This window comes from Chryseolinea soli (genome assembly GCF_003589925.1).
Taxonomy (GTDB): Bacteria; Bacteroidota; Bacteroidia; order Cytophagales; family Cyclobacteriaceae; genus Chryseolinea; species Chryseolinea soli.
In genome coordinates, this window is record NZ_CP032382.1 from 1,082,252 (window position 1) to 1,107,670 (window position 25,419).

General features: G+C 52.0%; 21 protein-coding genes and 1 riboswitch. Of the genes, 8 read left to right on the forward strand and 13 right to left on the reverse strand.

The genetic code is table 11. The annotated features are described in order from the left end of the window. Window position 1: 1 nt before the first annotated feature. The 4 genes from D4L85_RS04480 to D4L85_RS04495 all read right to left on the reverse strand — a co-directional run bounded on the left by D4L85_RS04480 (window position 2) and on the right by D4L85_RS04495 (window position 3,502). The gene (locus D4L85_RS04480; RefSeq protein ID WP_119753188.1) at window positions 2-724 is read right to left on the reverse strand and encodes an ABC transporter ATP-binding protein; all 723 of its coding nucleotides are present in this window, start codon (window positions 722-724) and stop codon (window positions 2-4) included. A gap of 139 nt (window positions 725-863) precedes the next feature. Then, entirely contained in the window at window positions 864-1,724 is an 861-nt protein-coding gene (locus D4L85_RS04485) for an alpha/beta hydrolase (protein ID WP_119753189.1), read from the reverse strand. A 332-nt stretch (window positions 1,725-2,056) separates the two neighbouring features. Continuing rightward, complete coding sequence (locus D4L85_RS04490) at window positions 2,057-2,818, reverse strand: NRDE family protein (RefSeq protein WP_119753190.1); 762 nt, start codon at window positions 2,816-2,818, stop codon at window positions 2,057-2,059. 87 nt (window positions 2,819-2,905) lie between these two features. Then, window positions 2,906-3,502, reverse strand: a complete 597-nt coding sequence (locus D4L85_RS04495; RefSeq protein ID WP_119758655.1) for a ribonuclease HII — start codon at window positions 3,500-3,502, stop codon at window positions 2,906-2,908. An 83-nt stretch (window positions 3,503-3,585) separates the two neighbouring features. Between D4L85_RS04495 and D4L85_RS04500 the strand changes: the two genes are divergently transcribed. The 7 genes from D4L85_RS04500 (at window position 3,586) to D4L85_RS04530 (ending at window position 11,753) form a co-directional block, all read left to right on the forward strand. Beyond that, window positions 3,586-4,143 (forward strand): NUDIX domain-containing protein, encoded by a 558-nt coding sequence (locus D4L85_RS04500; RefSeq protein WP_119753191.1) that lies wholly within the window; start codon window positions 3,586-3,588, stop codon window positions 4,141-4,143. A gap of 32 nt (window positions 4,144-4,175) precedes the next feature. Continuing rightward, on the forward strand, window positions 4,176-5,522 hold the full coding sequence (locus D4L85_RS04505) for an MATE family efflux transporter (RefSeq protein ID WP_119753192.1): 1,347 nt from the start codon (window positions 4,176-4,178) through the stop codon (window positions 5,520-5,522). Window positions 5,523-5,603: 81 nt separating this feature from the next. After that, window positions 5,604-6,167 carry an acyl-CoA thioesterase gene (locus tag D4L85_RS04510; protein WP_119753193.1) on the forward strand — a complete coding sequence of 188 codons (564 nt, stop codon included), beginning with the start codon at window positions 5,604-5,606 and terminating at the stop codon, window positions 6,165-6,167. A gap of 96 nt (window positions 6,168-6,263) precedes the next feature. Continuing rightward, on the forward strand, window positions 6,264-7,598 hold the full coding sequence (locus tag D4L85_RS04515) for a M24 family metallopeptidase (RefSeq protein WP_119753194.1): 1,335 nt from the start codon (window positions 6,264-6,266) through the stop codon (window positions 7,596-7,598). 48 nt (window positions 7,599-7,646) lie between these two features. Then, on the forward strand, window positions 7,647-8,375 hold the full coding sequence (locus D4L85_RS04520) for a lysophospholipid acyltransferase family protein (protein WP_119753195.1): 729 nt from the start codon (window positions 7,647-7,649) through the stop codon (window positions 8,373-8,375). Further along, window positions 8,372-8,659: an Asp-tRNA(Asn)/Glu-tRNA(Gln) amidotransferase subunit GatC gene (gene gatC / locus D4L85_RS04525; protein ID WP_119753196.1), complete on the forward strand. Its 288-nt coding sequence runs from the start codon at window positions 8,372-8,374 to the stop codon at window positions 8,657-8,659. The genes D4L85_RS04520 and gatC overlap by 4 nt, the downstream gene beginning before the upstream one ends. 139 nt (window positions 8,660-8,798) lie before the next feature. Beyond that, a complete protein-coding gene (locus tag D4L85_RS04530; protein WP_119753197.1) occupies window positions 8,799-11,753 on the forward strand; it encodes a hypothetical protein in 2,955 nt (984 codons plus the stop codon). Here D4L85_RS04530 and D4L85_RS04535 read toward each other — a convergent pair whose 3' ends face one another. The 8 genes from D4L85_RS04535 to D4L85_RS04570 form a co-directional block, all read right to left on the reverse strand. After that, window positions 11,754-12,278 (reverse strand): SET domain-containing protein, encoded by a 525-nt coding sequence (locus D4L85_RS04535; RefSeq protein WP_119753198.1) that lies wholly within the window; start codon window positions 12,276-12,278, stop codon window positions 11,754-11,756. It abuts the gene before it with no gap. Window positions 12,279-12,593: 315 nt separating this feature from the next. Further along, complete coding sequence (locus tag D4L85_RS04540) at window positions 12,594-13,481, reverse strand: sulfite exporter TauE/SafE family protein (protein ID WP_119753199.1); 888 nt, start codon at window positions 13,479-13,481, stop codon at window positions 12,594-12,596. 177 nt (window positions 13,482-13,658) lie between these two features. Continuing rightward, window positions 13,659-16,571 (reverse strand): TonB-dependent receptor, encoded by a 2,913-nt coding sequence (locus tag D4L85_RS04545; protein WP_119753200.1) that lies wholly within the window; start codon window positions 16,569-16,571, stop codon window positions 13,659-13,661. 75 nt (window positions 16,572-16,646) lie between these two features. Continuing rightward, entirely contained in the window at window positions 16,647-17,555 is a 909-nt protein-coding gene (locus D4L85_RS04550) for an ATP-grasp domain-containing protein (protein WP_119753201.1), read from the reverse strand. A gap of 232 nt (window positions 17,556-17,787) precedes the next feature. After that, window positions 17,788-18,636 (reverse strand): phytanoyl-CoA dioxygenase family protein, encoded by an 849-nt coding sequence (locus D4L85_RS04555; RefSeq protein WP_174236145.1) that lies wholly within the window; start codon window positions 18,634-18,636, stop codon window positions 17,788-17,790. Window positions 18,637-18,971: 335 nt separating this feature from the next. After that, a riboswitch (SAM riboswitch) is annotated at window positions 18,972-19,076 on the reverse strand. 107 nt (window positions 19,077-19,183) lie between these two features. Further along, complete coding sequence (locus D4L85_RS04560) at window positions 19,184-20,413, reverse strand: sterol desaturase family protein (RefSeq protein ID WP_119753203.1); 1,230 nt, start codon at window positions 20,411-20,413, stop codon at window positions 19,184-19,186. After that, window positions 20,388-21,149 (reverse strand): alpha/beta fold hydrolase, encoded by a 762-nt coding sequence (locus D4L85_RS04565; protein WP_228450773.1) that lies wholly within the window; start codon window positions 21,147-21,149, stop codon window positions 20,388-20,390. The genes D4L85_RS04560 and D4L85_RS04565 overlap by 26 nt, the downstream gene beginning before the upstream one ends. Window positions 21,150-21,332: 183 nt before the next feature. After that, the gene (locus D4L85_RS04570; RefSeq protein ID WP_160143535.1) at window positions 21,333-21,851 is read right to left on the reverse strand and encodes a hypothetical protein; all 519 of its coding nucleotides are present in this window, start codon (window positions 21,849-21,851) and stop codon (window positions 21,333-21,335) included. A 631-nt stretch (window positions 21,852-22,482) separates the two neighbouring features. On the opposite strand from D4L85_RS04570, the gene D4L85_RS04575 reads away from it, so the two are divergent. Then, window positions 22,483-23,391, forward strand: coding sequence for a phosphatase PAP2 family protein (locus D4L85_RS04575; protein WP_160143536.1), 909 nt, complete (start codon window positions 22,483-22,485; stop codon window positions 23,389-23,391). A gap of 13 nt (window positions 23,392-23,404) precedes the next feature. Here D4L85_RS04575 and D4L85_RS04580 read toward each other — a convergent pair whose 3' ends face one another. Further along, on the reverse strand, window positions 23,405-24,664 hold the full coding sequence (locus tag D4L85_RS04580) for a YeiH family protein (RefSeq protein WP_119753206.1): 1,260 nt from the start codon (window positions 24,662-24,664) through the stop codon (window positions 23,405-23,407). Window positions 24,665-25,419 lie beyond the last annotated feature (755 nt).

A 25,419-nucleotide genomic window follows, 5' to 3' on the forward strand; every position in this document is an offset into this window, starting at 1 on the left:
GTTAGTGTTGTGCGGCCATGGGGCTGCTGCGCGACACGTTATCGTTTGTGCGGTCCCATTCGATCCGACCGTCCCGGAGGCGGATGATGCGGTGGGCGTAGTGCGCGATGTCGTCTTCGTGGGTCACCATGATGATGGTGTTGCCCTTGTCGTGAAGCTCCTGGAAAAGGCCCATGATGTCGTAGGACGTCTTGGAGTCCAGGTTACCGGTGGGCTCATCGGCCAGGATGATGGAGGGGTTGTTCACCAACGCGCGGGCGATGGCTACACGTTGGCGTTGGCCGCCGGAAAGCTCGTTGGGTTTGTGGTGATAGCGGTCGGCGAGGCTCACGCTTTCCAGCGCCGCCATGGCCATTTCGTCGCGGTCGGCCTTGCCATAGCCGGCATAGATGAGGGGAAGCGCCACGTTGTCCAGCGCGCTGGCGCGGGGCAGCAGGTTGAAGGTCTGGAACACAAAGCCGATCTCCTTGTTGCGGACTTCGGCCAGCTCGTTTTCGGTCATTTCGCTCACCAGGTTGCCATTCAGGCTGTAGGCTCCCGTCGTGGGCGAATCCAGACAGCCCACGATGTTCATCAGGGTGGATTTTCCCGAGCCAGAGGGGCCCATAAAAGCCACATATTCGCCCCTGTTGATGGAAATGGAAACTCCCTGAAGGGCCTTCACGATGTTATCGCCCATTCTGTATTCCCTCGTCAGGTCGTGCGTTTCGATGATCTTGTTCATTGCCCAATTAGTTAATGGTGCCTGTCTTTAATTACAGCCCGGTCGTATAAAAGTTTAACGCCCGTCCTTCCTTAAACCCCTTGCCACAGGCGCAGGTTACCGATTTTTTTCGGGAGGCTCAAATTAAAAAACAGGTTCGCTAGCCCGACGCTCCGTTTCGCACAAATGTTACACAAGCTGCGATAACATGGTCGTCTTTTAAGATGCGGGTATGTCCCAGGCCTTTTGTGCGGATCAGCATGGCCGAGGGGTAAAGCTTCATGAGGGTATTGGCGTGCACCATGGGCACTTCGCGGTCTTCTTCGTCGTAGACCAGCAGCAGCTCGATCGGCGTTTTCAATTGGGTAACAAAATGCTGGGCGGTAAACTCGTCGAAGGGCTTTCCGGTGGTCCGGAGGACGAATTGCTTGAAATATTCCCCCGTGGGCTGCGAGCCATTGATGGTGCGCAAATAGGTGTTGATGATCTCGTCGCCCACGGAAGGTGAAGCGATCATCACCAGTTTTTTTATGGGCACGCCGTGCATGGCCGAGAACAACGCCGCCCCGCCGCCAAACGAATGGGCGATCACGGCCACGGGCTCCCCTATTTTGGCATAGACTGTCCGGATGGCGGCTTCAAATTCGTCAAGATTGGTCCTTTTCCCTTCTGAATGGCCATGGGAGGGGCCGTCGAAGGCCACCACTTTATAGCCGGCGGCCAGGAGGGGTTTTACGAAACGGCGGAATTGCGTGGCCCGTCCAGCCCATCCGTGGATGAGCAACACGGGCCGGCCCTCGCCCCACGAATAGCACTGAATCGTCTTGTCTGCGGCCGTTACGGTGAAGCGGGTGGCAAATGTTTCGGCCTTTTTTTCCTTTTCGGGAACGGGGTAGTGCAACGGGGTGAAAAAGATCTTTTCAAAATACCAATGGGCCAACCCGGGCGCATAGGCCTCCAGTTTTGGAAAAAGCCACCGGGCGATTTTCAGGGGCAGGGGATATTGGTCTTTCTTTTTCAAACTTTCAGGATTATGTCCAGTGTGTAAAACTTACACTGAGATGCAATTAATGCATAAAATAACGCTTATCATTATTTTATTTCCATTTATATACAAAATATACCGCTTAACCCCGGAATAGACTGATCTCTTGCTCAAAATCTTCTTGGCCAACGCTATCGCTATGGCGCTCCGGGATGGGCATACGGATATTCCCGGATCTGTCGTCGGTCTACGTGTTGGCTAAAACTGCAGGCTGCAGTTTGGGGATTACCCCGTTGAGGAAAGAAAAATTCTGAGTATATCCCCATAGACCCTGGACGGGTGGGGGTTCAAAGAAATAATTTAAAGCCTCAAACCTTAAAGCGGAAGGTCCCCGTGGAGTGCTCGAACGTGGTGGTATTATATACCCGTTCGCAGAACGTCACCTCATTGTCATAATCGACCAACACCACGGTCGTGCATCGCGTGCCGTAGTTTGGTGTTTTGATGAACATGGACGACAGGGCTTTTTCGCGTTCCAAAGACAAGCCGGTGTCGGGCAGTTTGTCTTCCGGCGCCAGCGTCTGGTCATAGAGCACGTCCAGCAATTGCTCCGGTTGAATGGTGGGTTGGTCCAAAATGCTTTTCAGCTTTTCTTTTCCCCGCACCACTTTCGGCCACGGCGTGTCGAGCAGGTGGTTGCTCAGTCCGTAGAAGCCGGGGATCAATTCTTCGATCACGTGCGTGTAGTTGGAGTAATACCAAAGTTCGTTCAGGCCTCCGACGATAATGTTGAAGCCGTTGTATTCTTTTTCACCGTCTGCGATGGCATGCAGATAGTGTTCGGGGCGGTCGCGGCCCGTCAGGTAGTCCGACACCAGCAGGCCGCGCGAGGGCGCATGCGGGTCGATGTTCTTCGGGTCGCGGTAGTTGGTGAGCAGCGCCAGCTTTCCCTTGGCGGTCATACCCATCCAGGTGCCGCCGGCTACCAGGTCGCGGCCGGCCAGCACCTCCGGTTTGTCCTTCCAGTAATGGGCCGCTTCCGTTTGGCGTTCGTAGAATTCATCGCGGTTGGCCGCAACGATGAGCTTATACGCCGGATGATTTTTGAATGCTAAAAAGATGAGGCACATGGGTGGGAGAATTAGAGGATATGAAACAGTGTGCTGGGATACGAAACATGTTTATCGATCGAAGATCCAAAGAAGAACAACGATCGGTTAAAATAATTCCAATTGATCGGGCAACAGGGTGAACGACCGGCGGTGGTGTGGTGTGATGCCCAGTTGGCGTATGCCGTCGCGATGGGCTTCGGTGGGATAGCCCACGTTGGTATGCCAACTGTAGCCGGGAAAATCTTCTGCCAGGCGCATCATCAGGTCGTCGCGATAGGTCTTGGCCAGGATGGACGCGGCGGCAATCGATAAATACTTTCCATCGCCTTTGATGATGCATTCGAATCGCAGTTCGCCGTAAGGCTTGAAGCGGTTGCCGTCGATGAGCAGCAACTCGGGACGCAGCGTCAGTTTGTCGAGGGCCACGTGCATGGCCTTGAACGACGCGTTCAAGATATTGATGCGGTCTATCTCTACATGATCGATCTCGCCAACGGCCCAGGCCATGGCGTCGCGTTGGATGTCTTCGCGGAGTTTTTCGCGTTCTTCTTTGGTGAGTTGCTTGGAGTCGTTGAGGAGTTTGTGGCGGTATTTCTTGGGAAGGATCACCGCTGCCGCCACCACCGGGCCGGCGAGGCATCCACGCCCGGCCTCGTCACATCCGGCTTCGATCAGATCTTTCGTGAAAGACGACTTGAGCATAGTCACAAACTTAATGCGTAAATGATTTCCTGCAAAAAAGAATTGAATAGCTTTGAGCATCACCGCAAAACCGACGGCGAACCATGTCTCAAAACGAAATAAAAAATCCGTGGACCACGCTTTCCGGCGAAGAGAAATACGAGAACCCGTGGATCAAGGTCACTGAATATCAGGTGTTAAACCCCTCCGGGGGAAAGGGGATCTACGGCAAAGTACATTTCAAGAACAAAGCCATCGGCATTGTGCCTGTCGATGCAGAGGGCAACACTTGGCTGGTCGGTCAATACCGGTATACGCTCAACGCCTTTCATTGGGAGATCCCCGAAGGTGGCAGCCCCTCGCACGAGGAAGCCGCATTTTCGGCCCGCCGCGAGCTGCAGGAAGAGACGGGCCTCACGGCAAAAAAATGGACCGAGCTCACACAGATCCACACGTCCAACTCCGTTACCGACGAAGTGGGCTACATCTTCCTGGCCGAGGACCTCTCGCAAGGCGAATCCGCCCGCGAAGCATCCGAAGCCGACATGAAAGTGTGGAAGCTGCCGTTGTCGGAAGCCGTGGCCATGGTGTTGCGCGGCGAGATCACCGACGCGATCAGCATGACCGGCCTGCTGCTGGTGGCCCGGCTGAAAGGTCGTTAACGTCCATCCAAAAACCTGCTCCGATATCCGGCATGACCCTCAAAACCCACATCAAGGAAAATTTTCACCTCGCCTACCCGGTCATGCTCAGCAACCTGGGTCACGTGCTCATGGGCTTCACCGACAACATCATGGTGGGTCATGTGGGTGCCACTGAGCTGGCCGCCGCCGGATTGGCCACTGTGGCGTTCAACGTGTTGTTGCTCTTTGGCATCGGTGTGTCGTATGCCATCACACCCTTGGTAGCGGAAGCCGATGGGAAGAAGGACGATCGCGGCATTGTTGAAACGATGCGGCATGGACTGGTCATCAATGTGATCAATGCCCTGTTGCTGGCGGGGGTGGTCTATGTGGGCAAGCGTGTGCTGTATCACATCGGCCAACCACAGGAGGTGATCGATAAATCCATTCCCTTCCTGAGCATCATCACGTTCTCGCTCATTCCCGTGCTCGTCTTCCAAACGTTCAAACAATTTGCCGAAGGGTTATCCAATACGCGCGTGGCCATGATCATCATGGTGGGCAGCAACGTGGTGAACGTCTTGCTGAACTATATGCTCATCTACGGCCATGGCGGATTCCCGGCGATGGGACTTGTCGGTTCCGGATGGGCCACGTTTTCGTCGCGCGTGTTCATGGCGTTGGCCATCGCGGGTTATATTTATTTTGCACCGGAATTCCGCCGGTTTCGCGGTGGGTTTGTGCTGGGAAATTATTCGCGTGCGCTGTTCAACAAAATGCTGCACATCGGTGTGCCCAGTGGGGCGCAGTTTATTTTTGAAGTAGCCGCGTTCGATTTTTCATTGGTGATGATGGGATGGCTTGGCACAAAAACACAGGCCGCGCATCAGATCGCTATCAACCTCGCCACCATCAGCTACATGACCACGGCCGGGCTTGCGGCCGCGGCAACCATTCGCGTGAGCTATTTCCTCGGGCGAAACGATGTAAAAAATATGAAGCGGGCGGCCTACACTTTGCTCGGCATGGCGTTGGTGTTCATGTCGGCTTGTGCGCTGATCTTTGTGCTCGGCCGGCACTGGCTTCCCGCGTTGTATGTGAACGATGCCGAAGTGCTCCGCATCGCCGCATCGCTCATGATCATTGCCGGGCTGTTTCAACTTTCCGACGGCACGCAGGTGGTGTGCATCTCGGCGTTGCGCGGGTTGCAGGATGTGAAGATCCCTTCCGTGCTGATTTTTATTGCGTATTGGATCATTGGGTTGCCGCTGGGTTATGGATTGGCATTCAAAGCAGGCTTTGGATCGTTGGGGATCTGGCTGGGGCTTTCCATCGGCCTTACGCTCACCGCACTGGCCATGTTCTTTCGATTGCGCTTGCTCATGAATCGCATCCCACAGGCGGTGGCTGCCGCATGATCGTCGCATAAATCCTGTCTTCCCTGGCAGAGAGGAGAAGCGCACTATTTTTTTTCCTATCTTTTCGAAAAGCAAATTCACATGTCCGGAGCCGCCAAACCTGTCAGCAAATCTCAAACGACCATCACCGAGCTTATGATTCCCTCCTACGCCAACTTTGGAGGGAAAATTCACGGGGGTATTCTCCTGTCGCTGATGGATAAGGTGGCATATGCCTGCTCCAGTAAACACGCGGGCACGTATTGCGTGACGGTGTCGGTGGACCGGGTGGAATTTTTGAAGCCGGTGGAAGTGGGCGAGCTGGTCTCGTTGCATGCGTCGGTGAATTACGTGGGGCGCTCTTCGATGATCGTAGGGATTCGCGTGGAAGCCGAGCACGTGAAGAACAGCACCGTGCGTCACACGAATTCCTGCTACTTCACCATGGTGGCCAAAGACGATCACGACAAACCCGCAGAAGTGCCCAAGCTGATCCTGGAAACGCACAACGACGTGCGCCGCTTTATTGAAGCCATGCACATGAAAGAAATCAAAAGCCGCATCAACGAACAACTCGACGATGTGAAGTCGACCCTGCATGTAAATGAAGCGATGGAGTTGTTAAAGAAAGAGCGTTGCGTGATCGCCTTTAAAGACGACGAATAGCCCGCGTGATCAGAACAGAAGTATGACCATTTTTCTTTTCGTTCAACTGTTCCTCGCTTCAAAACTTACTGAATCGCCTATTCTACAAACCTAGTCATGAAATATTTATTACTCCTGCTGGGGATCCTCCTCTTTCCTCCCGCATTCGCGCAAAATCCACTCATCCTTCCCCAACGCGAACAAGCCAAAGTGATCGACGAGATCCTGGACGACCGGCTACGGACCGTGCTCCCTGCCCTCATGCGCCGGGAAGGCTTTGATATGTGGATCGTGATGTCGCGGGAATATAACGAAGACCCCGTCATCAAAACGCTGCTGCCCGCTACGTGGATGGCCGCCCGGCGCACAACCATGCTGGTGATGTTCGATCGCGGCGAAGGCAAGGAGATGGAATACCTCGCCGTGGCGCGCTATGACGTAGGAAAAGTTTTTAAACGCGCGTGGGATCCCGACCAGCAACCTGACCAATGGGCTCAACTGGCCAGCATCATCCAGGAACGCGATCCCAAAAAGATCGGCATCAACAAAGCGGAACACTACGGCCACGCCGACGGCCTCACCGCCAACGACTACGAATTGCTGCTCAAATCCCTGAACAAAAAATTACACCCGCGCATCGCCTCTGCCGAGCGGCTGGCGGTGAGCTGGCTGGAAACGCGGAGTGAAAAAGAGATGGTGATCTATCCGCAGATCTGCCGGATCGCGCACGAGATCATCGAAGAAGGATTTTCCGATCGCGTCATTCAGCCGGGGGTCACCACCACCGAAGATGTGGTGTGGTGGTATCGCGAAAAAATAAGCGCGCTCAAACTCGACACGTGGTTTCATCCTTCGGTGTCCATTCAGCGCAGCGAACCCGATGCGATCTTCACCAAGCGTTTGCAGCCGCTTGTGATCCAACCCGGCGACCTGCTTCATGTTGACTTTGGCATCACTTATCTGCGTCTGAACACGGACACCCAACAGCATGCCTACATTTTGAAAGCCGGAGAAACCGACGCACCCGATTATTTGAAAAAGGCCTTGCGCCAAGGCAACGCGCTCCAGGACATTCTTACCGGCAACTTTGCCCTGAACAAAACGGGCAACCAGATCCTGGCCGACTCGCGCAGGCAAGCCATCAGCCAGGGGTTGACACCCTCCATCTACACGCACCCCATCGGCTATCACGGTCATGCGGCCGGCACCACCATCGGGCAGTGGGACATGCAGCAGGGAGTGCCGGGATCGGGCGACTATGCCATGCACTACAACACCGCCTACTCCATCGAGCTGAACGTGACCACACACATCGACGAATGGAAAAAAGACATCCAGATCAAACTGGAGGAAGACGGCTTTTTTGATGGTGAAGGCAAGTTCCGGTATATCGACGGACGTCAAAAAGAATTGATCGTTATCCCCCGGCGCAGTACATTCAATGGCGACTAACCTTACCTTTGCAAACAAAGTGGCTCGCAAGCCTTCACGGGAAACGATATGAAAATTCTAAGAGGCATTCACACCGCCTGGGGATCACTGGTGTTTGGCATTCTCTTCCTGGTATTGCTGCCGTTGTTTCTTATCCCCATCGTGTTTCCCAGCCAGTATAAGTTGGTGGGCATTTTGAACCGGTGGTGGGCACGGCTACTGTTCACCTTCATCGGCGTGCCGTTCCGGACGGAATATCGCGCGACGCTGGACCCGAAACGGCAGTACATTTTCTGCTCCAACCACTTCTCTTATCTCGACATCCCCGCCATGGGCCTTGCGCCTCACAATGCCATCTTTGTCGGCAAAAGCGGCATCGAAACGGTTCCGCTTTTCGGGTGGATGTATGGCAAGCTTCACATCACGGTCGACCGTAAAAAGCTGAAAAGCCGCTACACCTCCGTGAAGCGCTCGATGGAAGCCATCGACGAAGGCAAAAACCTCATCATTTTCCCCGAAGGGGGCATTGTGACGAAAAAAGACCCGGTTATGGCCCCCTTCAAAGACGGTGCCTTTCGCGTGGCCATAGAGAAACAAATTCCCATCGTGCCTGTCACCATTCCATATAATTGGATAATTTTGCCGCCGGATGAATTCCTGCTGCGCTGGCATCCGCTGAGCGTGATCTTTCACCAACCGCTGGAAACGACCGGCCTGACGGCAAAGGACATCGATACACTGAAACAGCAGGTATTTACCACCATTGAACAAGAATTGAAACAGCACCTGAAAAAATGAAAATTGATCGTGCCCTGTTAGATAAGATCGCCCACCTCTCGCGCCTGGAATTCGACGAGAAGGACGCCGAGAAAATGATGAAAGACATGACGGCCATCGTGGACTGGGTAGAGCATCTCAAGGAAGTGGACACCGCCGGCGTGGAGCCCCTCACCACCATGAGCCACGAGATCAACGTGTTGCGCGAAGACGAGGTGAAAGAACACCTCAGCCACGAACGCGCCCTGAAAAATGCCCCGAAAAAAGATTCCGACTATTTCCGCGTACCCAAAGTACTGGAGTAAGTTGCCTTGCGTTATAGGCTCGCACGCCTGTACCGGATGTAATGTGTATGATTGAATCTCTGATAGACCCGGCAAGTGGTGAAGCACCTTCCGGGTTTTTATTTTTTATCTTGTAAGTACGTATCGAACAAATTTTAAAATGGATAGGGAACCCCTCAACTTCTGGAAAAACTGGCTGAAAGAATACCGCGTAGTCTGGGCGCTGGCCGGCGGCATTTTTATTTTCTCCCTGCTCTTCCTGTGGTACAGTTGGTATCGTGGTCCCGAGGGCGTCATGCATTGGGAGAAATTGCAGGAACAAAAAGTGGTCGAGACCACGGTGCACAGCTTCCACCTCGGACCGTTCGAGTTGAGCGTGCCCGGCGAAAGCTATGTCATCTTCGAGTACCTCGACGGCAGCGATATTGTTCCCAACACCACGGCCTCTTATCTTTTTTTGATCATTCTCATCGCAGCGGCTGTGCTCATCGTTTCGGTGATCACCACCATCGAGCGATTCTGGTTCTTTATCGGCATGGCCTTGTTCATCGCTTTCATCGCCGGGCTCCGGCTGGAGGTGCTGGGTCTCTTTGGGCGGTATGATAAAATTCCGGTGGCCGTCGTGTTGTTCCTCTACGTGGCGCCGGCGTTCTTTTTCAATCGCATCAAGACGACGATCGCGTTTGTCTATCGGTTGATCTTTTTTACTTCGCTCACGGCCATCCTGGCGCTTGTGATCGTTTTGTTTTCGACGGTTCAGTTTCCGTTCTATCACCTCACGCTCACAGGCTACACGCCGGGGATCATTGTGACGGTGCTGTTCATCATCATTGTTGCCCATGAAGTTTTTGCTTCGCTGGTGTACATCTCCAACCAGGGTACAACGAAAAGCCTGCGTCATTTTTCCATCATCAGCGCGATCTATATGATCAACCTCGTGATCACCGGCATGCACGAGCTGGGTATTGTGCAGTGGAAGTTTCTTTACATCAACCTGTATTTGTTATTGACGGTCTCCGCCGTGCTGGGCGTGTGGGGGTTTCGCAAGCGGGAATCTTTGTATGCCAACATCCTCCCGTTCCATCCGTTTGGAGGTTACTTTTTCCTCGCCCTGGGCGCCATGGCGTTTGCCACAACGGCCCAGCTGCTGGGCAATGCGAACGATCCTGCCCTGAAGGTCATTCGCGATTTCATCATCTTCAGTCATTTGGGATATGGATTGATCTTCTTCATCTACGTTTTTTCGAATTTTGTGCTCATGCTGGCGCGCAATATGGCAGTGTATAAAGTGTTGTATCAACCTACCCGCATGCCCTATTTCACCTATCGCTTTGCGGGCATGATCACGATGCTGGCGTTTGTCTTCTATTCCAACTGGCACGAATATGTGTTTCACGGAACCGGCGGATTTTATAACAGCGCGGGAGATCTCTATACGCTGATGGACAATCCCACCGTTGCGCTCTCGCTCTACGACCAAGGCCGCGCCCAGGCGTTCCAAAACAACCGCTCCAACTATGCCCTGGGCCGTCTCAAGGTGACGAGCTACGATTTTGAAGGCGCGCACCTGAACTATACTTACGCCAACGCCAAGCGCCCCACGCCTTTTTCGCTGGCCAACGCCGGCAATGCTTATGTGCGCGAAGGCAAACCGGAGAGCGCCATCGTCGAGTACCAACATGGCCTCCACGTTTTGCCGGGCAACGGCGCCCTGGAGAACAACCTCGGATACGTCTACGCCAAACTCCATCGCCTTGACTCGTCCGTGTTTTACCTGGAGCGAGCCCGCGGCCACCGCCTGTCGCGCGCCTCGGCCGAAACCAACTTCTTCGCCCTGGCCGCCACCGAACATGTGCCGGTGAAAACCGATTCGGTGTTAAAGCTTTTTGATGCTACCGCCCCCGCAGTCGTGAGCAACGCGTTGGCGCTTTCCACGGCGCAAATGCAGGAGTTCAAAACAGAGGTGGATCCGCTCGCCACAAAACAACTCAACCTGTATTCCGCCACGTTGTTGAACAACTACATTATTAAATATGCCACCAGCGTCGATACGGTTTTCATCAACGAAGCCTATCGCATTGCGAGCGATTCGTTGAACAGCGATTTTAGTGAAGCGCTCAAATCATCGTTGGCGTTTGCCTACTATCACCGGGGCAATGTGTCGAAGGCCTTGGAGATTTTGGCCGAGCAGGTGTATGTGAGCCAACAATACCAGGGAAAATTCAATTATATCATGGGGCTGTGGGCGCTGGAGCAGCAGAACCCGGATTTGGCCAACAGTTATTTTACGTATGCCGATACGTACGAATACAAGGAAGCGCGTTTCTACAGCGCCATTGCCCTCACCGAAGCCCGCCGGATTCCGGAAGCATTAATGGCCTGGGACACGGTGTCGCGCGACCGCGATGTGACACGGCAGGCCATCGCCGTGCAAATAAAAAAGATCCTGACCATGCCGTTGCAGGATGTGCTCAAAGGAAGCGATGCCGAAAAATATCAATACTGCCGCTACCGCATCGGCCTGCGCGATTCCACCGACTTCAACCGGATCGCCAACACGTTCGACAACGCCAACTATAAGGCACAAGCGCTCCTGGATCTGAGCCGCCGCTATTTCGAGGCGGATCGCCTGGCGCCCGCCATCAATCTCTTCAACCGTATTGCGGGACTGGAGCTGACGGATAAAAATCTCTACAACGACGTGCGTCACTTCGAGTTGCTTATGCTGGCCCACCGCAAAGAGGCGCGCATGCTGGCCCGGCAGATCAACAAAGACATCACGTTCGACGACTCACAAAGCCTGGAGAAATTCTTGTACACGGCAGTGGTTGCCGAATCCAATGCAGACTCGGTTACGGCCGAAAAGCAATATGCCCTTCTGGCGACATACAATCCTTATTTTGAGGAGGGCATTCTGGCGGCGGCTGATTTTTATCGCGCCCAGGATATGAATGGATTCCGCGCCTACACCATTTTGGCGGAAGCCTTACAGATCAATGGCAATTCGATACGCCTGTTAAAGGCCTACGCCGCGGAGGCGGCCCGGAAAGGTTTTGATCTCTACGCGGCCAGCGCCGCGCAGCGTTTGGGGGAACAGGAGCAAGCGTTGCGCTGATCAGTGCCCGTGCTCCATTCGCTTAGCCGTAGCGTGAGCTCTCTTTTTGCCGGCGCCTTTCTTTGATTTCAAGGGAGTGCCATTCTTCTGTTTGGCTTCTTTCTCCTCTTGTTTCCACAACTTGACGTTTTCGCGGATCACTTTCCAGTAATCTTTACCATAGTCCACAAAGATCTCGGAACCTGCCGGAATGTCTTTCTTAGATTCGATATAGGCTTTCACGCCGTCGACGGAATATTCTGAGTTGTTGAGCAATCCTTTGATGCGCACCAGGCCGCGGGCGTCGTTGGCATAGCGGGCCAGCGCACTTTTATAGGGCAGGCCATCGATCACGTTGTTGCGGTTGATAAAAAAGATGTAGCCGTTCTTGCCGTCTTCGTCTTTTACTTCCGCCCAGGTGCTGCGGCGGCCTTTGTACTCCACGATGAGCGTGCCTTTGGGGATGAACTTCTTTGTGAACAGACCTTTGCCTGCGTTGGGGATCGTTGACTTCTTAACGTAAAGTTGCTTTTCGAGTAGTGCCATTCAATTCAAAAGGTCCGGGTCGGTTACAAATCTATAAATGGGGCGCAAGATAAAAGAATTTATATGCCAACAAAAATCAATTGTGATGTGCGCATGCCAACGCGTCCGGTGCTTGTCTCAATCGTACACACACGGTCGTTGCTCGGAAAACGTTGAAAAAGGTTCCAGGGCAAGCGGATCACCCTTCAGCAAAGGGCAAGCGTTGCCCTTTGAGACACGACGTTTGACGCCTTTCCGCCGACCATGCAAACGAATGAGGCGTTAAAGCTCAACAAAAACTTAACACAGAAATTGTTTTTTGGTTTATGAAACCCGTCAGGAAAGGAAGGCTTTCACGATCAAACGGACGCTGACAAGGATGACGACCACGCCCACGATGATCATTATTTTTTTGACGGGCAGCTTCCGGGTAAGCTGCGCGGCGATGGGCGCGGCAACGAGCCCGCCGAGAATAAGTCCCACAATAATGTGAATGTATCCCACGCCAATGGTCGCAAAGAACGTGATGGAACTCGCCGACGAGATAAAGAACTCCGCCAGGTTCACCGACCCGATGGTGTAGCGCGGATTTCTGCCCTTGGCAATCAACGTCGACGCCACGATAGGCCCCCAACCACCCCCGCCGATCGAATCCATGAACCCGCCAAACGTAGCCAGCGCGGGAATATTTTTCGTTTTCGTTTTCGGCTGATGCTTGCGTATGGCTTTGCGCACAATGATGACGCCGAGCACCAGCGTATACGTTGCCACAATGGGCTTGAGGATGTAGTTATATTCCTCAAAAGAAGAAAGCAAGTAAGCCCCCGTCACCGCACCGGCAATACCGGGCAGCAACAGGCTCCGGAACAACTTCTTATTCACATTCTGCAACCGCAAATGCGAAAGTCCCGACGCCCCGCTGGTGAAGATCTCCGCCGTGTGCACACTGGCACTCGCCGCTGCCGGCGGCACCCCAAACGACATCAAAAAGGTGGAAGCACTCACCCCATAGGCCATCCCCAACGAACCATCGATCATCTGCGCAATAAATCCTCCCAACACAAAAAGAAAAAACTCCGGCCCCACTCCCGAAAGCCACTCGCTCCCGCGATCCACGATCACATCAAAATAAAACACCGAAGCCAACCCCACCAACACCCCGGCAGCCACCACCAGACCCAACACGGTCCTCCTACTCGTCAAATTTTTTTCCGCTGCCTCCATATCGCTTGTTCTATATTTTCAAGTAATGATTCATTCAGATGGGATCCACCCAACGAGAAAAGATCGCCCTCTAACAGAGCGATCCCATCCCTTGTTGGTGTCCCACCAACAAGTCCTCTCCCTTTGGGACCGACGCCGTTGTTGGCATTCTTCACCAACAACTCATCCCCTTTGGGATTATTTCTTCAACAACCCATCCACCGTAATCGAAAAATAATACAACGCCCCAATCGTAGGCCCCGCCGCATACTGGATATACCGGTTGTTCAGAACGTTCGTTCCACCCAGTTTCAGCGTCGATTTCAATTGTGGCAGTTTATACGACACTTGTGCGTCGAAGGTGTGGTATGCCGGGATGGTACCATTCGCCAGCGGGCTTTGCCACAGGAACGACTGCTGCCATCTGTACACCACGGCAAACCCGAGGTTCTTGGCCACTTCACGATTGCCGAACGTGATGTTGGTTGCCCAATTCGGCGTGTTGAAGCCGGTCACAAACACGTCGGGTTGATTATTTTGAGAGATGTTATTGTAGTTCAGGTTACCCCCTATAGTGTATTTCTTGTAGAAGTTGTAGGTCAGCCCCAGGGACGAACCGTAGTTGTGATACTTCTGCTTTGCGTTGGTATATACACGATAGCGTTTCTGACGCGGGGTCCGGTTGGCCGCCAGCATCGAGATCACCGCATCGTCGGAGCCGACTTGCACCTGCTGGTTGTCGTCTGGATATTTTCCGTCGCTGCTCAGGTAGGGCACAGCCACTTCCACCTGGCCGAGGAAACCGTCGTAGGTATTGGTGTAGGCGTCGATATCGATCACCAGGGTGTTATTGAACAACACGCTCTTGTAGCCCACTTCGAACGAATTGATTTTCTCCGGGCGGGTAGGCGACAGGTTGGTTGCCTCCAGCAAAGCACGGTTCTTCAAGGCAGCGTCGTTCGCGCTCAGGCCCGCTTTCACGTCGGTGTTGACGGCAGCATTAAAGGTGTTGATGGATGCCAGGGTATAGGAATTGTCCAGGTAGTTCAAACCGTCGTTGATGTAAGACAAGCCGCCCACGCGACGAATGTTACCGTTGTTCACAAACGAAAGGGCTTCGAACAGCGAAGGGAAACGGTAGCCGTTCTGGAACGAGGCCCGGAAGTTATGCTTCTCGGCCACGGTGTAGACAGCGGCGATCCGGGGATTGACCTTGGGGCTGAATTCCAGGTTGTGGTCCACACGCAGCGATCCGAAAAGTTTGAGGTGTTCTTTGAAAAGGGTCTTGGTCACTTGTGCAAAGGCACCATACTTTTTGTAATATACGTTGCTGCCATAGCTGCCGTCGGATTCTACTTGAGTGCGTTCAGCGATCGGGCGGGAGAAGTCCACAAAGTTGTTACCGTCCGGAATGACTTCATAGACGCGGAAGTCGGCACCCACCAACAGGTCGAAGATCTTCACCTTTTTGGAAAGATCCCATTGTGCATCGGTGTGATACATGCGGCTGCGTTGCCAGAGCGCCGCGCCACCGGTTGCTGTTCCGGTAGGCACTGAGCTGATGTGATCCCAGTTGTTGATGTTGATGATCTCATTTTTCAACGCGTTGAACTCGGGCGTGCCCGGCTCGACACGGCCGGCATCTGCTGCCGTACGTGCACGGCGCATGGCTTCGGCCAGGTCCGTGCCGCTGTTCAGCTCAGTTTGAAGCGAGCTCTTAAACTTGGTTGTCCAGTCTTTGTTGGAGAGATGCGAGAGGTCCAGATTGTCCGACAAAGGTTTCAAGTTGTAAGAGTCGCCCGTATTTTCGATGGAGACATACGTGCGAATAAAATAGTTGGCGCCCTTCAATTCCAGTTTGTGGTTTTGAACGCGGGCGTTGTTCAATTGGATCTTGTTCCCGCGTTGGAACAAGCCATCCATTTCACCAAAGCGATACGTATACGAGAGTTCGGCGTTGTTGCCAATGCGGTAGTGAAGGGCCGCGTCGATCTTTTTGTTATCCACTTTACCGGGCACCAGGTCCTTTTCCCAATAGCCCGTTCTTCTGACGATGAAGGATTGGTTCGCCGCGCCGTTGTAGTTTATACCGCTTACGGTTACGGCATTGCTGCCGCTGTCGTCGCCGTATTTATTCCACGCATCGTACGCCGGGTGATCCGTCACATTCAATTCGGGATAGTTGGGATTGCCGGTGCTCGGTGTGCTGTTTGGATTTTGGTCGTTCGTGGAACTGCCACGCCAGTCGGTGGCGCGCAGGTAGCTGCCGTTTATTTTAAAGGCCAGTTTGTTGTTGAACGCATGCGCATACCGCACGGCGGTTTCCGACAACAGGCTGGGATCATAATCGATGCCGTCCACGTGGTTCACGCCGGTCTTTTGATAGACGCTCAAACCCTGATAAAGAAAAGGGCTTTTGGTGATGAGGTTAGCCATACCGTTGATGGCGTTCATGCCATACAATGCGGAGGCAGCACCGGGTGTGATCTCCACACTTTCGATATCAAGCTCCGTGGGACCGATGGCATTGCCCAGCGGCACGCCCAAAGTAGCGGATTGCATATCCACACCGTCAACCACCTGCATGAAACGGAAGTTGTTCGGGATGTTGAAGCCCCGTGTGTTGGGCACTTTGAAGGTGAGGCTTGATGTGGTCATTTGAACACCCTTCAAATTTTCGAGCGCGTCGTAGAAGCTGGGCGCGGGCGAGTCTTTGATGGCACGGGTATCCATCTTCTCAATGGCCACGGGCGATTTCAATTGTGATTCCTCCACGCGCGAAGCCGTTACCACCACTTCGGCTCCCAACAAGGCGCTGGGCTCCAGCACCAGGTTCACCGTTTGACCGGGCGACGTCACGGAAACTTCTTGTGTTTTGAAGCCCACGAAAGAAGCGGTCAAGGTTACGGGAAGGGATTTTGTCTTTAAGGTAAAGCCACCTTGAAGATCGGTCACGGTGCCGGTCACGGTACCTTTTATTAAAATATTCACGCCCGCCAGCTCCTCGCCGGTTTCGCCGTCGGTAATTTTTCCGGTAATGATTGCGGGGTCTTGGGCCAGGGCACTTGTCGCTAACAGGAGAAGAAAGAGCAGTCGGTAAACATGATTCATATTAACTCTATCGTTTTGGTGGATTTTACGCAAATGTAACATTAAACACTATTAAATCAATAGACGTAAGCGGATTTATAGGATTAATTCTATTTCCCGTCTTTTTTGCAGACGCAATTCGATGTGATTGGCCAGACTGCCATAGGCATCCTGCCCCCCGGGCCGGTGGCCGACAATAAAATTGGAGTGCGCATGAATGGCGTAGAAATACGGCTGATTATCACGACGATCGATAGCGTATTCCACGCTGGCCACCTCCAACTGCGCGGCGCGCGCAATTTTTTCGATGGCTTTAACGACCGTTAGGGAGGGTTGGAAGGGTTCGTTGTCGGCCGTCCAGAAATCAATGTCGTGGGGAGTGCGATAAAGTTTTACGGCGTATTGAAAATTGCCGTTGATCACCTCGGCACGCACCACGTGGTTGCCCTTGGCGGGAATCCATTCCTGGAGGATCCACGGTTGTTCATCGCGCAAGGCCAGCGTTCCATCTTCCCAGCCGTCTTTCAGATCTTGGGTGGACTTGAGCAGCACGGTTTCCGCACCGTGACCGGCGTTGCCTTTCAGGATGATGGGAAATTTGAATTCGGCCGTGGCGGGTTTCAACTGGCTCGCGTGGGTCACTATTCTGGTCGATGGAAAGTCCAGTCCCAGGCTGCGCAGCAACAAAAGCTGCTGCATTTTGGAACGTTGCAACGCAATGGCTACCGAACCGTTGATGACGGGCACGTGCTGTTGCTCCAGGTGTTTCAAGTAGGGCTGCAGGTTTAGGTTGGCCTGTGATGGCCCCTCCACATAGGAGGGATAGCTCATATCATTATAGACCAGGCTATAGGGCACGTCCGTTTCCGACAAATCAAACCATTGCCGGGCAGGATCGAGCTTTACATACGGCAAGCCCCTTCGCTCCAATTCGCGAAACAGGGGATTGAACCATTCTTCATAACTATAAAAAATTCCGATGGGTTTTTCAACAGTGCTAAACATTAGGGCGACGGTTTAGTGAATAAAAAATTAAAACTTAAAAGCGGCGCGGTCGCGCCATGGTGGTAGGTGGTGTATTAACAACAACAGGGTGTCAGGATCAAGCCCTTGACACGGTGACTCCTATTTTGATTTGGTTTTATACCGACTGACATTCTTTGTCTCTGATTATTTCTAAAACAAACTTTAGTAAAAAGTGAGCGTTGCCCATGTTGCCACCGGCAACGCCCTATCATCAGGCTGCTTTGCGAAAAGCAGGGATCAGTTTCTTATGTTTTTTCGTGCTCACAAACGGAAGCAGGTGCAAATACAAAGGCGTCGAGCTCTTCTCGGTTTTGGGTTGATATTTTCCGACGATCATCGGGATATACATCACGCGACGGCGGCTTGCTTCACCGGTCACCGGCGAGGGTGCCACGCGGTGCCATATTCTTCCGTCGTGGATGACGAGGTCGCCGGCTTTGGCCTCCACCAGCACTTCCTTTTCGTCGGCGTAGTTGTTCACGAAATATTTTTTGCGGAACAACAAGTCCCACAGGCCTTGTTTGTGTGTGCCGGGCAGAATGCGCAGGCCACCTTTTTGCGCGGTGGAGTCATCGAGATAGAAACCGATGTTCAGCATGGGGGCCACTTTCTTGCCGTAGAAAATGTCGCGGGCGCTGTCGGTGTGCCAGCCCATGTGGAAGAAGTTGCTGCCTTCCGTGTTCACATAGTGATTGAACACCACACCGTCTTTTTCCTCCAAGCCCAGGCGCGCGCCCTTGGGCATGAGGGCCTTTAAGGCTTCCAGGTTGGGATGCGCGGCAAACCGGCGCACGGCTTCACTGTGTTGATTGGTGAAGGCAAAACGCTGCACGATTTTCTTTCCATTCTCGTCCACGCCATATTTGATCGGTATGCCATTCACCTTCTCCACGCCGCCGGCCACCCACTGCCGCTGCACTTCTTCCGTGGAGCGAATGATCTCCTGCACGGTGTCCTGTGAAGCATAGTTTTCAAAATGAATAAAGCCGTTCTCCTGGAAGAATTTAATTTGCTCTTGCGTAAGTGCGCCCTGAAATGTGAATTTTTTATACGTTGACATGATGATTTCGAATTTTGGTGGTTAAAAACTTAGACGGATGAATTGAGTTTGTATTTATGAACAGATGAGAAGCCTGGTATGCTTAGCATCGATAAGGATACACGAATAGGGCGCGTTTCATGGCGACAGTGTTTTAAAAAGGTTGATGATGGAATTAAGACGTCGGAATCCAGCGCCGCGATCTACCCGGCGGCCATTTCAAAAAAGAAAAAGGGAAATTCCGGAAGATGGCTCAGCAACAACAGCAGGAACAATACGTGCGTTGCATGGAAGATGACGATGCTGAAGGATGAGGATGCACGTTGTGCGAAAGTTGTGTTGTGTTCATGTTCTTCATTTTATATACCCATATTGTTTTCGGGCAGGATGTAGCACTTATTCCTTTCAGAAAGTTGCTAGAGGTTCACAGAGCCTGTTCTCTCCCCTCTTCTTTATAAATGATCGACTTGGTTTGTTTTAATCTCTACCAAATCGATAGACAAACCTAATCTAAAATACAAAACGATGCAAGTCTTATGAAGGTTTCTTTATTTCCAGATTATTTTTTTCAACCCTGTCCATACACCAGGCGCAGATACCACTTCTGCATCGGCCACAACATTGCCAGGCTGACCACCAGCACGCCAGACAAAAGTTCCGGGCGCTCTATTAAATAAGACACATACGTCACCAACACCAGCATGCGCAGGTATTCCAGGTAATAGATCCACCGGCGTTGCTCCAGCAATGCCCCGCAGTTGACCAGTGTGATCAAAATAAAAAACGCACCCACCACTTTTTCCAACGGTTGCGTCTGTTGATAGAACAGCGTGATCAGGAAAAGCACCGCTACCGCCAACCCCAACTGAATGACCAGGTACACCTTAAACCGCACCAACGCATTGGCCTGGCGCCGGTCTGGGATGAAACGTTCCTCCAACAAAGGCCTGATATTTTGGTCCAACACTTCGGGCCTGCCGAAAACGATCCTCAGTTTGTTGCCGATGCCGCTTACTTGTTTTGTCGCGTAGAGGATCTCTAAAAAATAATGAAAGTGTTGCCAGATAAAACTATAGCTCTTCAGGGGATGCGTGAGGCCATAAACCGGCTGCTCTTCTTCTTTTTGAAAGGTGCCAAACAGTTTGTCCCAAAACACAAACAGGTCGCCGTAGTTTTTATTCAGGTATTTTTCATTGGAAGCGTGGTGCACCCGGTGATGCGAGGGCGTAATAAGAATGTGCTCCAGCCACCCCAGCGAACGGATCAGTTGTGTATGCGTAAAGAAAGAATACGTTCCGTGCACCACCAGGATGGTCATGACCATGGCCGGATGAAATCCGATCAAGGGCAACACCGACCAAAACACGTTGCGCACGATGGATTGCAGCGTGGTGATGCGCGCCGAAACGCTGTAGTTGAATTCCTCGCTATGATGGTGCACGATGTGCGCCGCCCAAAACAAGTTGATCTCGTGGCCCAACCGGTGATACCAATACCACACCAGGTCGGTTGCCAAAATGAGGACGACCCACACGCCCCACGTGTTGGGAATGGACCACAAAGCAAAGTGCTCGTAGATATACGTGAACACGCCATAGAAGCTAGCCGTCAAAAACAGGTTTAGCAACCGCTCGGCAATGCCAATGCTGATGTTGGCAACTGAGCTGTCGAAATTGAAAACCTGCGTCTTCCGTTGCCGGATGGCGGCGACATACTCGAGCCCCAAAAACAAAAAGAATGCGGGGATGGCCAGCGCCGCATAGTTGACAGCCTTATTGTTCCAAAAAAATTCTGACATGCTGATTGAAAAGCTTGGGGTGTTCCATCATGGGCACGTGGCCGCACTGGTCTAAAAAAATCACCTGCGATCGTGGCAGCAGGTCGTGAAACTCCAGTGCCACTTCCGGTGGTGTGATCGTATCCTGCCGTCCCCAGATCAGCAACGTGGGTGTGTTAATCTCGCGCAACATGTCCGCCACATTGTGTCGCTGCGCTGCCCGTGCCAACCCAATAATGCTGAGTGTGCGGGTGCGGTTCTGCACGGTCTCATACACTTCATCCACCAATTGTTTGGTCACCACATCGCGTTTATAAAAAGTGTTCTCCACCCGTTCGCGGATGTAGGCATAGTCTTTCACCCTCGGGAATGTGCCACCAAAAGAATTTTCCGTCAGCCCCGAGCTTCCCGCCAACACCAGCTTCTTCACTTTTTCCGGATGACGCCACGCGTAAAGTAACGCGATGTGCCCTCCCAAAGAGTTTCCCATCAGCGTAACGCGTTCCAATCCCATGGCCTCGATAAAATTCTCCACATAGTCCACGAGACTATCCAGTCGCTCGCGCGTCAGGGGCGTGGAATACAAAGGCAACCTGGGAATGAGCACGCGGTGTGTAGCCGTAAATTCAAACGCCACCTGCCCCCAATTGCTCAGGTTGCCAAACAGCCCATGCAACAAAATAATAGGCTCCCCCTCTCCCACATCGAAAAGCGGCACCTTCGGCAATTCTATCGCGTTCACATTTTCTGTCATCATCACTTTTTCCTTTACAACAATTTTTCGCAAGCCAACCCACACATTTGTCGGTGTCCCACCAACAAATTTTTTCGCAAACCCAGTGCCCCGTTCGTGTCGTTCACCCAACAAGTTCACCGAATCAAAATCACCCCGCCTTTGTTGGTGTTCTTCACCAACAAAATTCCGGAGTCAACCTTATCACTACCGAAACAAGATCGAAACCTGTTGTCTCTTCTCCGCCGCCCGAATCACAAACGCAGAATCCTTCGCCGCCACCGCGACCACCGGAAAAGGCAACGCCGGAAAATTATTCACCACCGCTCCCTCTTCTGCAATCACGATCACCGCGCAAGGCTCTGCCGATGCAATCGCCTCTAACCCTTGGAGACTCTTGTCGTCTTGCCACGCATGGGCTTTCGCGATCCGCAACAACACGACTTTGCTCGTATACAAATCAAACTCCGGCTGATACGGGTCAACGGCCACGCCACAGGCACGGACGTTCTTTTGTTTTTGCTTGCAAAGCGAGACAGCATCAATCGACGCCTCGCCAGCTGCGATATAGACTTGCCTGCTCGAAGAAACGGTGTTCGCCTTGCGGGCGGATGCCGAAGGGGATGGATCGTTTGCTGTTGCCTGTTGACGTTCCTGCGCGAGCGTCAAGCCCGTTGTCAGGAGCATTCCGATAAAAAGAAATCTTTTCCATGCGCTACCCATCATTTTCTTTCTCCTTTCAATTGGTGGCTACGGATGCACCCTTTTAACAGACCTACCACCAATAGTTCTGTCAAGCAGGTGCATTCGCCAGCCATTTGGTTAATTCATTGTGCTCATCCTTGTTTGGGATCTTTTGTCGTGATCCGGTGAGATGAGAAATTCTTTTTGGTTTTGTTTCAGTCAACCGGGAGTCCCGGTTTTAGTCCTTCATGTTATGAGGGATTTTATACTGCAAACAACAACAGAAGAAGGGCCGGTGAGGGCGCATGCGGATGGTGGAGTCCGTCTGGTTTGGTGCGTGCAGTTGAGTTTGTTTCATGTTTTGAAAAATTGGGGTTGACGTTACGCAAGTCTGAAGACCGGTGTAATGTTGGTCCAAGTGAAAACACTTGAACCAGCCCCTTTCATGGGGGTAAAGATATAAAAATTTCTCAAAACAAATAAAGTCTATAGTTTTTATAGACTTTATTTTAATTTTTTCTTTTCACCCTCATTTCCCAGGTCTTCAAACGCACGGCTTTTGATTTTGACTCGTCTGGGTTTTTCTCTATATTAATAAGTACACCAGCATCGATAAATAATGAATCCATTCTCAAAAATTTCCTTGTTGGGGAGATGGAGTATTGCAATTATTTTGATTCTGCTTTTCGCGCAAACGGGCAGGGCACAGTCGTATGACAGCTTGCTCTACTCCAGCGACTCCTCAAAAACGATTAAAGCGACAGTGGTGCGTTACGGGGATCAATTGCTGATCTATAAAACACCACGCCCTTTTGCCTTTGTTACGGGCATTCCGAAAAATATTGTGCTGGCGGGCAAAGAATCTTTTTCAAAAAAAGCGCTTCCCGCCTGGGGGCTCATTATCGGTTCTACGCTGGCGTTGTTGCCGTTTGATCATCAAACGGAAGTGGGTGTGCAGAACGTTTGTCATTCGTGGCACATCAGTCCGGATACGGAATACAAGACGATCGTCGGTTTTAAGCTGGGTTCAAAAGATGTACCAGTCTACCAGCTTCCTCAAAATGTAAACACTACGTTCTACTCCATCGGCGAAGGCTTCACCAGCATTGCGATATGTGGAGGCTTATATGTCTATGGCAAAATAAATCAAGACCGGCGCGCCGTGCAGACCGCTTCACAATTATTGCAGGTGCAATTAACGGTCGGTCTCGTCACCCAAGCCATCAAGCGGATCACCGGCCGGGAAAGTCCTTTTGCTGCCACTTCGCCAACCGGTGTCTGGCGGCCGCTACCCGGGTTCAAGGAGTTCACAAAAAACACACCCCGCTATGACGCCTTCCCTTCCGGACACATGGCCACTATGATGGCCACGGTGACCGTGCTGGCTGAGAACTATCCCGAAAAACGCTGGATCCGTCCCGTGGGCTATACCATCATGGTGCTTGTGGGCGCGGCCATGATGAACAATGGCGTGCATTGGGCCAGCGACTACCCGCTTGCCGTGGGGATAGGATACGTCTGCGGAAAAGCTACCGTGAAAATGAATCGGCTAGTACAGTATAAACCGTCGAGAAGACATTAGTCTGCAGCCTTGATCAACCGAACAAGAAATACGCAACGATCAACGTAACGATGACATTAAAAAGCTGCGCGCCCAGGAAAGCATACATGGGTTTTCGCGAATTGGAATTAAACAAGTCGGAGAATTTTGTTTCCAGTCCGATGCTGGTGAAGGCCAGGACAAACCACAGGGTTTGGATGCTCTTGAGGCCATCTTTTACGGCAGCCACTTTTTCGGGGCTGAGAAAAAATGAAAAGAGCAACGATGCGCCTACAAATCCGATAACAAATTTGGGGAATCTTTCCCAGATCACACCCAGTGTGGGCTTCTGATCTTGTTTGGCATCCGGCCCTTTGCTGGCGTAGGTCCAATACACGCTGATGGCAAACGCGGCAAGGCCCAGCAACACGTTTTGTGAAAACTTGACGATGGTGCTGATCTTCAATGCGGTTTCGCCTACCAACGTGCCCGAAGCCACCACAGCACCCGTCGTGTCGATGCTGCCACCGAGCCAGGCGCCGGTCACTTCCTGGGAGAAGCCATAGTAGCGTGCGATGTAGGGCATCACGATCATCATGGGGATGGCCGTGATGAGTACCAGGGAGATCACATAAGAAAGTTTCTTTGTATCGCCTTTGATGGCACCGGCTGTGGCGATGGCTGCCGATACGCCACAGATGGAAACGGCACTGCTGATCATCATGGACAGCTCGTCGTCGACTTTCAGTTTTTTGCAAAGCCAGAACGCAAAATACCAAACGCTGAGCACCACCACCAACGCCTGCACCAGCCCCAACGAACCGGCCTTTAGAATATCGGAAAAGATCACGCCGGTTCCCAAAAGGACCAGCCCGATCTTGACAAACAACTCGGTTGACAGCGCCTCACGAAACCACTGCGGCAAGTTGATGACGTTGCCCACGAGCAAGCCGATCGCGAGGCTGAAGATCACGGCCTCCAGGTTCAAGTCTTTGACACCCTTGTTACCGGCCAGCATCAATGCTACGACAGTAAGTAAATAGACGATCGGAAAGACCGACGCCGCGCGTTTCACCGATTTATTAGTGAGCCACGCCCCTGCCACTGAAAACACAAACACCAAAACAAATTGCGCCCCGATCTTTCCCAGGTTTTGCGCCGTAAAAACTTTTTCCGACAACTCTTGTGCGTTGTTCCAGGAATAGGCGGGCACAGGAACGGTCAGTCCTGCCAGGAAAAGAATGATGATCACAAAACCGAGCACCACAACGGCCCAGTCTTCATGAAGAATTGCTTTGGTTTGCACGGATGCCATGAGTATTGCGTTTGGTCTGGGCGATGAATGGAGGCGATCTCCATCGTTGCCAGGAGCAATTTAGTATTTCCTTAAAAATATAAGCCGTGCGCTGGAATAAATATACAGGAGGTAAATACCGACAAAGCAGGTGTGATGTGGCTGATCAACGGTGCCCTTCCGGAGCCTGGCCTCGCGACCAGGCTCCATAAAAGGGATTTAACCAGTTTAGGTTAATGAGTGCTTTTATTTCGTATGGAAAACGAAAGGGAGAGGTAATTCAGACTGTACCAGAGTTTGAATCCCTCATCCCTTTACCCTAACTACAACCAGAAAATTGTACGCATATATGGGTTGCCAACCAATTTCATTTTGAGATTCACTTTTCATGGCCAATAGACAAGCACATGCCTCGCAGCATTTCTTAAATTTCCAGCTTCACTTTGGTGGGAAATGATGTCAAAAAAATATTGCTTTCTATCAGCAATGCCTAAAACATATTCATCCTTACTCGTTCGATGTTGCCTTTCTTGCGCGACAACGGGACAAAAGTAAAACGAAAATTTTAAATGTCTATCAAATTGGTAGATTTTTATTTTCTCTCAAAAAAATTTTATCAACGATGCAAAATTATGAAAATGATCCAACGACAATGCGCGAGGAAAAACATTTTCGCGCAATTAACAATAATATAATAGAGCGCCGATGGCATGACCGCGCACCGATCAAAAACAACGCACAAAAAAAATCCCTGCGCACGGTCTCGACCACGCGCA

Bases quoted from the DNA above. Each gene is read 5' to 3' on its own strand.
- D4L85_RS04480 (WP_119753188.1), bottom strand. From the start codon at position 724: ATGAACAAGATCATCGAAACGCACGACCTGACGAGGGAATACAGAATG.
- D4L85_RS04490 (WP_119753190.1), bottom strand. From the start codon at position 2,818: ATGTGCCTCATCTTTTTAGCATTCAAAAATCATCCGGCGTATAAGCTC.
- D4L85_RS04495 (WP_119758655.1), bottom strand. From the start codon at position 3,502: ATGCTCAAGTCGTCTTTCACGAAAGATCTGATCGAAGCCGGATGTGAC.
- D4L85_RS04500 (WP_119753191.1), top strand. From the start codon at position 3,586: ATGTCTCAAAACGAAATAAAAAATCCGTGGACCACGCTTTCCGGCGAA.
- D4L85_RS04505 (WP_119753192.1), top strand. From the start codon at position 4,176: ATGACCCTCAAAACCCACATCAAGGAAAATTTTCACCTCGCCTACCCG.
- D4L85_RS04510 (WP_119753193.1), top strand. From the start codon at position 5,604: ATGTCCGGAGCCGCCAAACCTGTCAGCAAATCTCAAACGACCATCACC.
- D4L85_RS04515 (WP_119753194.1), top strand. From the start codon at position 6,264: ATGAAATATTTATTACTCCTGCTGGGGATCCTCCTCTTTCCTCCCGCA.
- D4L85_RS04520 (WP_119753195.1), top strand. From the start codon at position 7,647: ATGAAAATTCTAAGAGGCATTCACACCGCCTGGGGATCACTGGTGTTT.
- gatC (WP_119753196.1), top strand. From the start codon at position 8,372: ATGAAAATTGATCGTGCCCTGTTAGATAAGATCGCCCACCTCTCGCGC.
- D4L85_RS04530 (WP_119753197.1), top strand. From the start codon at position 8,799: ATGGATAGGGAACCCCTCAACTTCTGGAAAAACTGGCTGAAAGAATAC.
- D4L85_RS04535 (WP_119753198.1), bottom strand. From the start codon at position 12,278: ATGGCACTACTCGAAAAGCAACTTTACGTTAAGAAGTCAACGATCCCC.
- D4L85_RS04540 (WP_119753199.1), bottom strand. From the start codon at position 13,481: ATGGAGGCAGCGGAAAAAAATTTGACGAGTAGGAGGACCGTGTTGGGT.
- D4L85_RS04545 (WP_119753200.1), bottom strand. From the start codon at position 16,571: ATGAATCATGTTTACCGACTGCTCTTTCTTCTCCTGTTAGCGACAAGT.
- D4L85_RS04550 (WP_119753201.1), bottom strand. From the start codon at position 17,555: ATGTTTAGCACTGTTGAAAAACCCATCGGAATTTTTTATAGTTATGAA.
- D4L85_RS04555 (WP_174236145.1), bottom strand. From the start codon at position 18,636: ATGTCAACGTATAAAAAATTCACATTTCAGGGCGCACTTACGCAAGAG.
- D4L85_RS04560 (WP_119753203.1), bottom strand. From the start codon at position 20,413: ATGTCAGAATTTTTTTGGAACAATAAGGCTGTCAACTATGCGGCGCTG.
- D4L85_RS04565 (WP_228450773.1), bottom strand. From the start codon at position 21,149: ATGATGACAGAAAATGTGAACGCGATAGAATTGCCGAAGGTGCCGCTT.
- D4L85_RS04570 (WP_160143535.1), bottom strand. From the start codon at position 21,851: ATGATGGGTAGCGCATGGAAAAGATTTCTTTTTATCGGAATGCTCCTG.
- D4L85_RS04580 (WP_119753206.1), bottom strand. From the start codon at position 24,664: ATGGCATCCGTGCAAACCAAAGCAATTCTTCATGAAGACTGGGCCGTT.